Below are 13,391 nucleotides of genomic sequence, written 5' to 3'. Positions count from 1 at the left end.
AGCAATTCTCAGTTTGATCTTTTCGGCGTCATTTTGGGCTGGGAAAAGCCTTTTGAGGAACGCCGTAAACCCTTCCATGGGGGCTTGACAGCAGCATCCCTGCTGCCGACATCCTCAAAAAGCCTCCCCCAGCCCTTTCCCCCTTCAAATTGAGAATTGCTGGATTTGTTCAGCGCCTCCCCTTATGTCACAAAATTCTAATATAATGCCCTCTATATTGTTTCATTTTAATTTCAGGAATTATCGCACATGAATCCCTCTGAATGGTTTACCGAGAAAGTCCCCGGTGCCGAATCGGCTTTTTCATTAAAAATCAAACGTAAATTGCACGAAGAACAATCCCCGTTTCAATTTATCGAAATTTACGAAACCGAAACCTTCGGTAATCTGATGGTGATCGACGGTTGTACCATGGTCTCGACCCGGGATAACTTTTTCTATCATGAAATGATGAGTCATCCGGTATTGTTCACGCATCCCAATCCCAAAAATGTCTGGATTATCGGCGGCGGCGATTGCGGAACCTTAAAAGAAGTTTTGAAACACCCAGGCGTTGAGCATGTCGTTCAGATCGATATTGATGAACGCGTCACCCGGTTGGCTGAAATTTATTTTCCGGAATTGTGCGAGTCGAATGAAGATCCTAGAGCGGAATTGAAATTTATCGATGGGATCAAATGGGTCAAAGACGCCGCGCCCGGTTCCGTCGACATTATTATCGTAGACAGCACCGATCCCATCGGACCGGCGGAAGGATTGTTCGGTGCCGAGTTTTACCGCGATTGTTTTAATTGCTTGTCGGATACCGGCATCGTGATTCAACAAAGCGAGTCCGCTTTGTTCCATCTCGAATTAATGGGCGAAATGCGTTCCGCCATGCAAGGTGCCGGTTTTGATCATCTGCAAACCGTGTTTTTCCCACAATGTATTTATCCTTCCGGCTGGTGGAGCGCAACGATGGCATCCAAAGCCGATCTGGGCCATTTCAGAGAAGGAGATGCCGCTAAAAAGGGCTTTGAAACCGTTTACTATAATATCGATATTCATCGCGCGGCACTGGCGAAGCCGGAATTTTTCAAGCGTGCTTTTGGGTAATAACTGCACTTTGCCCGGCGATATTTAGAAATGCGCGAATTAAGCACTTTTAAACTGATCGACAGAATCACTACGCTCTTACGTTCTGAAGAGCGTAAGCGCTATCTGGCGATGGGATTACAGCCCATTCATGTGCAAATTCTGGAATATCTCGCGCAATGCAATAAATTGAGCGATACTCCTGCAGCAGTAACCGAGTATTTTGGATTAACCAAAGGTACGGTATCGCAGTCTTTACAAGTCCTTGAACGCAAGGGCTACATAGAAAAAACAGCTAATCCGCAGGATAGACGGATTCTGCATTTGAACTTATCCCCGGAAGGCAAAGGCCTGTTGGACGATATACTGGGGGTTAATATGCTCCCCCATGCCTGTAAAACGCTGAATGATGATCAATTTGAAGAGATCAACAAAGCCCTGAATACGGCACTGATCGCCTTGCAAGCCGCTAATAACCTGAGAAGTTTTGGTGTTTGTCATACCTGTAAAAAAATGTCCGAGGTCGACAATCACTATCTGTGTGAACTAACACAAGAGCCTCTGAGCCAGGATGACACAATGCAAATTTGCCGAGAACATGTTCTGACGTAATCAGCGGATTAGCGTAAACTGTTACTCATATTTTTTAAATCATTTGAGCGAGTATTTTATGTTTGACCCAAAAGCACTTGATGAAATTGCCAGCCGTCTTGCCAACGCGGTTCCGCCCGGCCTGAACAACCTTAAAGAAGATCTGGAAAAAAACTTCCATGCGATTCTTCAAGGTGCGCTGGGTAAACTGGATTTGGTGACACGGGAAGAATTTGAAGTTCAAAAAGCCGTGCTGGCTAAAACCCGTGCCAAACTGGAAGATCTGGAAAGCCGCATAGCCGCCCTGGAAAATCCGAATCAGCAACAAAGCAACTGAGTTATTTCGCTGGTCTTATCAGTTTGTTAAAACACCCCTGGAAGCTAGCTTTCTCAGCGTCCAGGGTAATTAACCCCCCTTAAATCGCATTCTATGTCGCTGGCAATCGTTTACAGCCGTGGCCGGTCAGGTATTTCCGCACCGCTGGTTACTGTCGAAGTTCATATTGCCAATGGGCTTCCTGCCCTGAATATTGTTGGCCTCCCCGAAACCGCCGTTAAAGAAAGCAAGGACCGTGTGCGGGGCGCCATCATCAATTCACATTTTGATTTTCCAATGGAACGGCTGACCGTTAATCTGGCTCCGGCTGATTTACCGAAAGAAGGTGGTCGTTTTGACTTGGCTATAGCGCTGGGTATTCTCGCCGCTTCAGGACAAATTCCGAAAAATCGGCTAGCAGAATTTGAATGTATAGGTGAGCTATCGTTAGGCGGTGAATTACGCCCCATTTCCGGAACATTGCCGGTAGCCATCCAAGCCAGAAACCAGGGAAGAGCGTTGATACTGCCTCGCGAAAACAGCGCTGAAGCTGCACTGGTGCAAGGAATTCAACTGATACCCGCCGAGCATTTGTTGCAGGTTTGCGCACATTTAAGCGGACAGCAGATTATTGAAATCGAGATTGAAAGCGCCGTACCGGAACCTTCGAATGATGAACCCGATTTTGCAGATGTGCATGGCCAATACCTTGTCAAACGCGCCTTCGAAATTGCTGCCGCGGGCAATCACAATTTACTGATGCTTGGTCCGCCTGGCACAGGAAAATCGATGCTGGCATCCAGATTGCCGACTATCCTACCCTTGTTATCTGAAGCACAAGCCCAGGAGACAGCAGCCATTGCATCGGTTAGCGATCAGGGATTGAATGTTGCCAATTGGCGAAAACCGCCTTTCCGTGCGCCCCATCATACCGCCTCAGCAGCCGCGTTAGTTGGCGGAGGCAGTAATCCTAAACCGGGCGAAATCTCTTTGGCGCATAATGGCGCTTTATTTTTGGACGAATTGCCTGAATTTGACCGGAAAGTTCTGGAGGTCTTGCGTGAACCACTTGAAACCGGGCATATCACTATTTCCCGTGCAGCCAGACAAGCTGATTTTCCGGCCCGATTCCAGCTTATTGCGGCCATGAATCCCTGTCCGTGCGGCTATCTGGGCGATCCTTCAGGCCGTTGTCATTGCAGCTCAGAACAAGTGGCGCGATACCGCTCCCGCATTTCCGGTCCGTTGCTCGATAGAATCGACATGCACCTGGAAGTGCCGCGTGTTTCTCTGGAGGTGTTAAGGAAAGGCTCGGCTCAGGGCGAAGAAAGCAGCTCGCTAATCAGGACCAGAGTCATGAAGGCCCGCGATACAGCCATTGACCGGCAAGGCAAAGCCAATGACGCGCTGTCCGCCAAGGAAGTCAAACAACACTGCCCGCTCTCTGAGCAAGGCCATCAATTGCTGGAACAGGCCATGGAAAAATTCGGCTTATCACACAGAGCCTATCACCGCATTTTAAAAGTAGCCCGAACCATTGCCGATTTGGCAGGATCACCGTCTATCGAAATAACGCATCTCAGTGAAGCAATCAGTTATCGCAAACTGGACCGAGCATTAAAATAAGCCCATCTATTTTGCAGGATCCCTTTAGCGACGATACCGATAGGGGTTATCGACTACCCTGTAACCTTTTTGATGTCGGGTATAGTAAGTATCGCCTGCGACATAATAATCGACGCCCCGTTGCTTGACGCGATGATGCAGCCTTGGCAGCGAGATGACAATAGCCCCGACAGGCGCGTCAATCAGCATGTAACCGTTTTGATTCGGCCGATAAAAATAGCCCTCGTAATAGTAGTACTCGTTTTGGTTGTAATTGAGTCGCGAAGCGCCATAGGGTAGGGGATTAATATATCGGCCCGGGCGATAATCACTCCGATAAGGCTGCGAATAAGAACGCTGTTTCGGCTGAGTGCTGTGCCTGCGTACTTGCTGTCGTTCCGCAGGAGCAGAGCGTGATTTCGTATAACTATGCCGCATTGAATTTTGCCCGTCATCGGCGCCTGCATCAGCTATAAAAACAAGGCCAAGCCCTAAAAATAGGGCCAGTTTTGTAAGGTAATCAAACATAACGCCTCCTTTTATGTGCCACATCATAAATTGCCATGACACATTCAATGGGGATAAGTTTCCGTTGATGGACAAAGGCATTAATTCCCAGTTTGACGATAAAAAAGGGGTGGCTTAAGCTTTGCGAGGATGTCGGCAGCAGGGATGCTGTCGTCAAGCCCCCATGGAAGGGTCTACGGCTTTCCTCGCAAGACTTACGCCACTCCTTAAAGCCACATATTAAAAGTTCAAACTGGGATTTGCTGGGACAAAGGCCAAATCAAGCGGCCTTTGCGCCCAGTCGTTTTAATTCAGATTGATTATTTTGTTACTTCCGGTTTTTCAGACCGTCTTGTTTGAGCTTTTTCACGCCATTTGTCATGACGGCGCTGTTTCATTTCTTCCAGTTTAGTAAATTGCTCGGGTGTCAATATTGTTTTCAACTGAGCCTGAGTTTCGTCGTGTATCGCTTTGAATTTTTCACCTTGTTCTTTGAAAACTGCCCCCACTTTGGTTTGCTGCTCTTCGGTCAAACTTAATTCCTTGCTCATCCTTTCCATTCGCTTTGCCTGATGACCTTCATCATCGCCTTTACCGCCTGGATATGCGGCTACCGCTAAAGGAAATATCAGTGCTATCAGAATCGCAATATGTTTGGTTTTCATAATAATGTCTCTCGGTTAATGATTGAAAAGAGAGCGTCTTATTGCCGCCCTTGAGAGAAACTATACGCAGCAAATGCGTAAACATTTTGCAGCGATTGTGAAATAAATGTGGAAGTTTTTTACTCGCTTTTTTGAGGATCATACCGATACCCGGCGCCGTAGACCGAGTGAATAATCTCTTGCCCTGGAATCAAGCCGGTTAGTTTTTTTCTCAGCTTCTTAATATGACTGTCAATGGTTCTGTCAGACACAATGCGTTGATCCTGATAGATCAAGTCCATTAGCTTGGAACGAGAGAAAATGCGTCCAGGTTGCTGATAAAGCGCGTAAAAAAGCTGAAATTCAACCGAGGTCAGTTCGATGCTCTGCCCGCCATACTCGACTTTATAACTTTCCGGATAGAGCGTCAGTGACTCATCGCAGGAAGTTGTTACAGGGGGTTGATGTCTGCGCAATACGGCTTTAACGCGAGCCACCATTTCCCTGAGGCTGAAAGGTTTGCATATGTAATCATCAGCGCCCATTTCCAGACCCAGCAACCTGTCGATCTCTTCAATACGCGCTGTCACGATAATAATGGGGACTTGACTGAAGTTACGAATATCACGGCATATTTCCAGGCCGTCCCGCCCCGGCATCATTAAATCCAGCAAGACTAGATCGGCGCTGTTATCTTTTAACCAGGGCACCACTTCAAGCCCCTGATTTAAACAATGCGTTTGAAAACCGGCGTTATGCAAATAATCAACTTCCAACTGAGCCAGTTTGAGTTCATCTTCAACGATCAGGATACGACTCATGATGCTACCGGCAAGATAATTTGAATTGCAAGGCCGCCCAAAGCCGAGGGGGCCGCTATCAGAGACCCTTCATGGGCATGAACAATATTGCTGCAGATGGCAAGGCCCAAACCTGCGCCGCCCAAGTGACGGTTTCGCGAGCTGTCAACCCGATAGAAACGATCAAACAGGTGCTTTAAATCCTGCTCAGCAACGCCCGGACTGCTGTCGGCGAGTTCAATGATCAGATTTTCTTCTAAGCGCTTTACCATAATATGTATTTGCCCGCCGTGATCGGTGTAGTTAAGGCTGTTAGTCAATAAATTCCGAAATAATTGTGCCAATCTATCCGGATCCGCATTAATCTTTACCGGTTTGTTGAGGTGATTGGCGAAGCGAATACTGATTTCCTTGTGGGTGAAATCAGGCGTAAATGCAGTCATATCGTCTTGTAAAAGCAACACAGGATCCAGCAGTTTTTTCCGGTAACTCAAGGCACCCTGGTCGGACAAAGCCAATTGGTACAGGTCATCCGTCAAACGGTTGAGACGCATCACATCTGCTGATAATGATTCGATCGCTTGCGGAGTCAACGGCCGAATACCGTCCATCAACGCTTCCAGTTCCCCGCGTAAAACGGCCAGAGGTGTTCGCAGCTCATGTGAAATGTCCGCCACCCAACGCCTACGGCTTTGCTCGGCCTGCTCCAATGCTGCCGCCATATCATTAAAATTGCGCGCCAGCTGACCCATTTCATCGGTTGACTCAACAGGCAAGCGGGTCTTGTAATTACCAATAGCCAACTCTTTGGCCGCCGAAATGATCCGCTTGAGAGGCCGCCCCAATTGGTAAGCCAGAAACCAGGCGATTAAGGCGGAAAGCAGTACCATCCCCACGGCAATCCCGATCAACAATTTGGCCTGTCTTTCCATGAAAAAAATATCACTGGGTTGATTCACCGCACTGCCCGGCATAAGTCCCAGATAGCCTACCGTTTGTTGATTATGCTGAATTGGATGCAGGGTTAATTGAGACAATAACTCGTTACGACCAAAAATAATCGATTTTTCGGTATTTAACAGCATAACGCGCAGTTCAAACGGTATTATCCGTCTTTGTTTAATTTTTTCAGATAATGCGGGCGGCCACAGATTTTCCGGTTCCAGTTGCGCCTGTCTGATGATGTGCCGGGGTGGACGGTGCCTATGAGAATCCGCGCGCCAGAGCAATAAAATCCAATTCTGCTTGCTTGCCGCCAATTTTTCCCAGCCTTGAGTTTCAGCATAATGCTCTTCCAGTTCTTCAACCAGTGTGTTCACCCGTTCTTTTTCTCTTTTTTCGACAAATTCTGTGAAACCTTTTTCCAGGGACCACCGGGTAAAAAGATGCATCCCCATGACCACCACTAAAGTCGTCAGTAAAAAGGTTAAGAATAATTTAACTCTGATTGTCATGAATGGCTCGCGGGGTTTGCTAACGATGAGCTGAGGCTAGGTTTCGAGAATTGTCATGCCAAATTGTGCAAAAAATAGGGAAATACAGCATCTATCAAAGAAACGGCGCTGTTTAGAAGGCTGGCGGCTTAAGGTGGGTTTTTCTTGCATCCTGTATTCAAAGGCAATCCATCCCTGGATTGTTTTGGCATCTCCCTAATACCCTCTGCTGTGTTTTTCCTCGACCATCTCATCGATTAAAGCCATGACATCGGCGCTGGCTTCCTCCGAACGCCGCATCGAAGCAATGATATTCTCTAGTAAGGATTGATTAACTTGCCAGTCTTCTCTCGATCCACTATAGGCTTGTTGTGTGTATTTATGAACATCCGAATGAGGAAGATTAATTTTTGCATAAGCATTAGTTGTTCTGAATTTTTCGTAACCCAAGCCTTCGAAATACCATTTGCCGAGTCTACAGTTTTTATGCGACACATTGATCGCATCCGATTGCGAACAATGTAGGTGGTTTTCAATAGCAATATAGCCGTTTTGCTTGTAAACGATATGATCCACTTTAGTCAGCAACGCAAAGCTCTTGTCTTTTGCGTAAGCTATGTAATCAACAGAGTTTTTTGCAGATTGCGATAACTCCGCGAATTGGCCTCTGAATTCATTGACATTATCCATGATGTTTTGAGAGATATCGGCTGAGGTTTCGGCTTCGTCACGCATTTGTCTTACACGTTTATTGAATGAGTCCAGCGTTTTAGTCACTTCAAGTGCTGCATTCTTGGTATGTTCCGACAGATTTTTTACTTCCTCTGCCACTACGGCAAAACCCCGTCCATGCTCACCCGCTCTGGCCGCTTCTATGGAAGCATTTAAGGCAAGCAAATTGGTTTGATCAGCGATACCGGTAATCATGGACAGCGATTCTGTCACTTTTTTACTGTCATCGATCAACGCACTGATCACATCAGTCACCGAATGAATATTGTGATTGATATTGGTCAGCGATTTACTGATCGTGTCAACGGAAGATAGGCTGTTTTCAGCATTATTCCCGGTGTTGGCGGCAATATCTTCCACTTTCTGCATTTGCTCACTGATGCTGATTAAATCTTGTTGATTGGATTTCAGGTTATTCAACAAGTTGGACGTATTAAGACCATGCAATCCGGCTGAAAGGCGGTTCTTTTTAATCATAATTTCGTTTTCCGCCATCAGTTTTAAAGTGATGTTGACTGATTTGGCTGACGTTTTAATCAAGCCGGGAAAACCATCCGCCAAGGTATAACGGTCATGATTACCTTTAGAGACCTGATCGAAACAGGTCGTAATTTCCTTAAAATAGGATTCCATGATATCCAGCGTTTCATTTAATTCCCAGGCAATTTTGCCCAGTTCCCCCATACCTTTGGTGCCGGTAATGCGATGGTAAAGTTCGCCGTCATTAGTTTTTAAAAGCACATTTTGTATTGCGGTTATGACTCTGAAATACCGGTTAGCAGAATTCTGGGTAATGAGTGCAATGGCGATCAAGGCTAAATTGATCAATAAATTGAGCCATGAAAATTCGTAGGCGAAGATATTGAGGGCCATGTTCGCCAGAGCCAACAAAGAAACGCTGACGGCCAAATAAAATACCGTTGTTTTCAGGTAAGGGATATTTGCGCTGGAATGGTCTGAATTTGCACTCACCTTAAACTCCTTTGGGTTTGTATAAACTTAACACCAGGCTGTTGTAATTTTTTGCTCCGACTTGCGTTACGACATCGAATAAATATCCCAAGGAAGCATCCGGCGCGTCTTTTATGGAAGAAAGATTTTCGATTGCCAGCATTTCTTTATAAACCGGTATAAGAACGTCAAGAGCCGATTGCGGAGGTTTACGTCTAACTGAATAATAACCTTGTAACTTTCCATCCCGGTCATAATCCGGAGTAATATTGGCAAAGACCCAATAGTACCCGCCATCGGCGCATAAATTTTTGGCAAACCCAAAAAACTCCTCGCCCGCTTTCAGGGTATTCCACATAAATCTGAATACGCCTCTGGGCATATCCGGATGACGAATTACATTGTGCTGAACACCTAGTAAACTGGATTCAGGATAACCGGCAATTTCCATGAAGATCCGGTTCGCATAAGTTATTCGGCCTGTTAAATCAGTTTTAGAAACAATAAAATCCTGATCACCTAGTTTCTTTTCATTGTTATTGGGGACTATTTTTACTTTCATATCACAACTCACCTTTAAATTTCTGCGTTAAGTTTAGGCGAAATTCATTAAACAGTTAGTTGAATCAAGGGGATTTACAAATAGATTTGGCGCCAATAAAACTGCGGCAAGTAGGGAATTTGAGAGATTCACTCACTGAGTGAAAAGGATTTGGTTTGGTTTGCGGGGAAAATTAAATTCCAACTGGAATCCGGAACATGCCGCTGGAAACACCGGGGTATCCAGCGGCATCATCGCAAGTAAATTAATCGATGACGTTATGTCCGCGGTTTCTCAGGCAATTTTTATACGCGCGTTTGAATCGATCTTCTGAGTCTATACCCATCTTCGACCCGCCGCCCATGGCACCTGCAGTCGCGCCAATCGCCGCACCTGTTCCAGGGCTTCCGGCAATCGCGCCAATCGCAGCGCCGGTTGCGCCGCCCAGCAATGCACCTACGCCTGCGCCTTTGGCTGTTTCCATGCCGGTTCCTCCTGAAGCCTGACGGGCGAGTTGATCACATTCGGCCATATCCTGGCTAAGGCGGAATGAGTTAGGGTTGTTGTAGGTATCCACAGTCGGAGTCCATCCAGTCTGGGTTGCACAGGCCGAAATCAATAAACCAGTGGTAAGGGCGATTATTGTGTTGGAAATTTTCATGGTTTTTACCTCATTTTTAGTTTTTGTCAAAATACCTTCAAAGACCTGAATAGTCAGTGAATAAGCTTGATCAATTATTTTACAAATAGCCTACGGAACACCTGCAATTCCCAGTTTGATTTTTTCAGCATCATTTTCGGCTGGGAAAAGCCTTTCGAGGAATACCGTAAACCCTTCCATGAGGGATTGAGAGCAGCATCTGACCGCCAAGGAGGGTGAAAATGCAGATTTTGTCCGGAATAAAAATCTGCCCTGCTGCCGACATCCTCATAAAGCTTCCCCCAGCCCGTTTCTCCTTCAAATTGAGAATTGCTTACGGAACACCCTGTTCCGCTAAAAAACGCTTTGAACTTATAGAATACGACTTAAAGCTCGCTTAAAACGGCTAAAGGCGCTTTGTTAACAACATCTTTTAAACTCCAGTAACCGGTAAGACCAATAAATAAACCGCTAAATACAGGCAGTACGAGCCATATATAGAAATTGGGCTGATAATCCAGATTCAACACAAAGGTATAAAGCAGGTAAAGTAGCGTTTCTGAAAGCAGCGCAGCCAAGAGCCCCGAACTCAGCCCAAGCAAGGTAAACTCGATCATGTGTGTTTTGCGTAAAAATGAGCGATGCGCGCCCAGAGTGCGCATGATAGCGCTTTCATGAACTCTAAGATCAATACTGGTGTATACAGCGGCAAAAAGTACGGTAAATCCCGCCATTAACGCAAAATAAAGCAAATAATTGATCGCCTGAGTCAGTTGCGCCAACAGCCTGTTGAACTGTTTAAGTATCGCATCCACTTCCAGTATCGTTATGCTGGGGTATGTTTTGGCAAGTGTATTGAGCCAATTTTTCTGAGTCTGAGGAATATAAAAACTGGTAATCAAAGTGCTGGCAAACGAGTCCAAGGTTCCTGGCGAAAAAACCATGTAGAAATTGGGCCGCATCGTATCCCAACGCAAATCCCGGATACTGGCAATTGTTGCCTTAACTTGTTCGCTACCCACGGTAAATGTCAATTCATCACCCAGTTTCACATCCAGACTTTCAGCCAGTTTTCGTTCAACAGATACAAGCCCGGTCCGGCTGTCCGTCCACCATTGCCCTTCGGTAATTTTATTTTCCTCAGGCAGGTTGGCAGACCAGGTTAAGCTCAAATCTCGATGAATGGCCCGCTCCCCTTGAGACTCTTTACTGACAATTTTCTGAACCGGCGTTTCGTTGATGGCTACCAAACGGCCGCGTACCACCGGAAAAAACTGACTACCGGAAATTTTTTGATCGGCCAATTCCTGTTTGAAGCTCGCCTCCTGATCCGGAAAGATGTTCAGGACAAAATGATTCGGCGCGTTTTCGTGCAATTGCTTTTGCCAATCGTTTAACAAGTCGTTTCTAACCGAAAAACTTAACACCATCGCCATCAGCGTAATACTGAATGCCAGAATTTGACTGACGCTCGTTTGCCGGTTGCGCACCAGACCTTGCACGCCGAATCTCCAAACGCCGCTGAGTTTGGGCAATTGTTTCTGACAAATCATCAACAACGCATGAATCAATAAACTGAGTAACAGCGTTAAAACGACACCTGCGCCCAGAATCGTTGATGTCATTCTGAAATCTTCGGTATATCGCCAAATCAAAACGGCCACCAGCAGCAATGCCATACCATAAATCAGCCAGGCACTGTTCGGTAACGGCGCAAGATCTCGTCTCAACACTCGCAAAGGTGACACTTGCTTCAGACGGAGCAATGGCGGAAATGCAAACCCCAACAGAATAGCCATTCCGGTACTTAAACCCAAAAAAACCGAAAAGTATCCGGGAGCAGCAATTTCATCAGGTATCAAACCTTTCAGCAGGTAAAACAGACCGTACTGAGCGATAAACCCCAGAAGACATCCAATCGAACTGGCCAATAATCCTAAAATTAAAAACTGAACACCGTATAAGTACAACACTTCATTTTGTTTACAACCTAAACAGCGAAGTAACGCAGTGGTATCAAAATGGCGTTCACTGTACCTGCGCGTTGAAATGGCAATCGCCACTCCGGCAATTAAAACTACAACAATGCTCGACAATCCCAGATAGCGCTCGGCCCGTTTCAGCGCATCGCCCAATTCAGGTCTGTCCTCATGAATATCCATTATCCTTTGAGAGGGGTTGAGTTGAGGCTTGATGGCCGTCTTGAATTGATTAATGGCCTGAACATCACCGCTGAACTGGAAGAAATAATGAATATGACTGCCGGGCTGTATGACTTGGGTGGCCGCTAAATCATCCTCAGCCATCATGACTCGGGGTGACAAACTGTAAAAATCCCCTCTTTTATCGGGCTCATGGGTAATGATGCGAGTAACGGTCAACGGCTTTTCGCCCACAGTTAACTGATCACCCACTTTGATTTTAAGTGCGGCCAGGATGCGCTTTTCCACCCAAACCTGACCCGGCTCCGGACCTTTGGTGACTGTTTCCTCTTGAGTCAAATCACCCTGGGTATTTCTCAAAAAACCACGTAACGGATAAGCGGAACTCACCGCTTTGATCCCTGCCAACAGCATTTCGTCATTTTCGATCAGTACGCTGGAAAACTCGACGGTACTGGAAGTATTTAACTCCAGTGAGCCCGCCTGGTTCCGCCAATTTTCATCAATAGGCGTAGGCGTTGCGATGACCAGATCGGCCGCTAAAAAATCGGCTGACTGCAAGACCATCGTTTTCTGCAAACGATCAGCAAACAAGGTGATTGCGGTTGAACACGTCACAGCGATCACTAATGCAGCAACGAGTATCGTTAACTCACCGGAACGGCCATCCCTGAACAATAGTCGAAGCGCCAGACTGAATCGGCTCATACCATACACCCTGATTCCAGCCGGATTGTGCGTTGACAACGCGTGGCCAGTCCCTGATCATGCGTCACCAAAATCAGGGTCGTCGCATTCTCGCGGTTCATCTCGAATAATAAATCAATGATTTGTTCGCCTGTCTTACGATCCAGATTCCCGGTAGGCTCATCCGCCAATAAAATAGCAGGACCGGTGACGAAGGCCCTGGCCAAAGCCACGCGTTGTTGCTCACCGCCGGATAATTGCCTTGGCGTATGTGAAAACCGATGTTTAAGTCCTACCCGCTCAAGCAGATGTTCTGCTTGCGCTTGTGAATTTTTAATTCCCCTCAGTTCCAGGGGCAGCATGACATTTTCGACGGCAGTCAGGCCAGGAAGCAATTGAAACGATTGAAAAACGAAGCCTATCAACTCATTGCGAATCGCCGCTCTTCCGTCTTCGTTCATTGCCGTCAGATCATGACCGTCGACAACCACGTTACCCTGCGTCGGAGTGTCCAGTCCGGCAAGTAAGCCCAGCAAGGTTGATTTACCGGATCCTGATTCGCCAATAATCGCCAAACTCTCTCCCGGTTTGATTTGTAAATCGACAGATGACAAGATATGCAGATCACCGTCCCCTGTTGGTACGGTTTTGCCAAGATTTTTGGTGTAAATAATATCGCTTAATGTGTGTTTAGTTTGAGTCAGCATA

Annotated in this window: 13 protein-coding genes; 4 read left to right on the top strand and 9 right to left on the bottom strand. The window is 46.5% G+C overall.

Features of this window, described 5'->3' with window-relative positions; translation table 11 throughout:
- Positions 1–249 precede the first annotated feature (249 nt).
- From speE to Q7V32_RS13370, 4 genes are all read left to right on the top strand, one after another.
- Positions 250–1,095 (top strand): polyamine aminopropyltransferase, encoded by an 846-nt coding sequence (gene speE, locus Q7V32_RS13385; protein WP_304897486.1) that lies wholly within the window; start codon positions 250–252, stop codon positions 1,093–1,095.
- A 30-nt stretch (positions 1,096–1,125) separates the two neighbouring features.
- Positions 1,126–1,686 carry a MarR family winged helix-turn-helix transcriptional regulator gene (locus tag Q7V32_RS13380; RefSeq protein ID WP_304897485.1) on the top strand — a complete coding sequence of 187 codons (561 nt, stop codon included), beginning with the start codon at positions 1,126–1,128 and terminating at the stop codon, positions 1,684–1,686.
- A gap of 58 nt (positions 1,687–1,744) precedes the next feature.
- Positions 1,745–2,002 (top strand): accessory factor UbiK family protein, encoded by a 258-nt coding sequence (locus Q7V32_RS13375; RefSeq protein ID WP_304897484.1) that lies wholly within the window; start codon positions 1,745–1,747, stop codon positions 2,000–2,002.
- Positions 2,003–2,095: 93 nt separating this feature from the next.
- Positions 2,096–3,607 (top strand): YifB family Mg chelatase-like AAA ATPase, encoded by a 1,512-nt coding sequence (locus Q7V32_RS13370; protein WP_304897483.1) that lies wholly within the window; start codon positions 2,096–2,098, stop codon positions 3,605–3,607.
- A 24-nt stretch (positions 3,608–3,631) separates the two neighbouring features.
- Here Q7V32_RS13370 and Q7V32_RS13365 read toward each other — a convergent pair whose 3' ends face one another.
- From Q7V32_RS13365 to Q7V32_RS13325, 9 genes are all read right to left on the bottom strand, one after another.
- Positions 3,632–4,114, bottom strand: a complete 483-nt coding sequence (locus tag Q7V32_RS13365) for a DUF6515 family protein (RefSeq protein WP_304897482.1) — start codon at positions 4,112–4,114, stop codon at positions 3,632–3,634.
- 299 nt (positions 4,115–4,413) lie between these two features.
- Positions 4,414–4,758, bottom strand: coding sequence for a Spy/CpxP family protein refolding chaperone (locus Q7V32_RS13360; protein WP_304897481.1), 345 nt, complete (start codon positions 4,756–4,758; stop codon positions 4,414–4,416).
- 119 nt (positions 4,759–4,877) lie between these two features.
- Positions 4,878–5,558: a response regulator gene (locus tag Q7V32_RS13355; protein ID WP_304897480.1), complete on the bottom strand. Its 681-nt coding sequence runs from the start codon at positions 5,556–5,558 to the stop codon at positions 4,878–4,880.
- A complete protein-coding gene (locus Q7V32_RS13350) occupies positions 5,555–6,991 on the bottom strand; it encodes an ATP-binding protein (RefSeq protein WP_304897479.1) in 1,437 nt (478 codons plus the stop codon). The genes Q7V32_RS13355 and Q7V32_RS13350 overlap by 4 nt, the downstream gene beginning before the upstream one ends.
- 195 nt (positions 6,992–7,186) lie before the next feature.
- A complete protein-coding gene (locus tag Q7V32_RS13345) occupies positions 7,187–8,674 on the bottom strand; it encodes a methyl-accepting chemotaxis protein (RefSeq protein WP_304897478.1) in 1,488 nt (495 codons plus the stop codon).
- A gap of 1 nt (position 8,675) precedes the next feature.
- The gene (locus Q7V32_RS13340) at positions 8,676–9,215 is read right to left on the bottom strand and encodes a PAS domain-containing protein (RefSeq protein WP_304897477.1); all 540 of its coding nucleotides are present in this window, start codon (positions 9,213–9,215) and stop codon (positions 8,676–8,678) included.
- Positions 9,216–9,459: 244 nt separating this feature from the next.
- Positions 9,460–9,855, bottom strand: coding sequence for a glycine zipper family protein (locus tag Q7V32_RS13335; protein ID WP_304897476.1), 396 nt, complete (start codon positions 9,853–9,855; stop codon positions 9,460–9,462).
- Between the two features lie 365 nt (positions 9,856–10,220).
- Complete coding sequence (locus tag Q7V32_RS13330) at positions 10,221–12,704, bottom strand: ABC transporter permease (RefSeq protein WP_304897475.1); 2,484 nt, start codon at positions 12,702–12,704, stop codon at positions 10,221–10,223.
- Positions 12,701–13,390, bottom strand: a complete 690-nt coding sequence (locus Q7V32_RS13325; protein ID WP_304897474.1) for an ABC transporter ATP-binding protein — start codon at positions 13,388–13,390, stop codon at positions 12,701–12,703. The genes Q7V32_RS13330 and Q7V32_RS13325 overlap by 4 nt, the downstream gene beginning before the upstream one ends.
- Between the last annotated feature and the right edge of the window lies 1 nt (position 13,391).

Origin of the sequence: Methylicorpusculum sp. (assembly GCF_030651835.1) — a bacterium.
In the GTDB taxonomy this organism is placed as follows: Bacteria; Pseudomonadota; Gammaproteobacteria; order Methylococcales; family Methylomonadaceae; genus Methylicorpusculum.
This window is presented reverse-complemented; position numbering and strand designations above follow the sequence as displayed.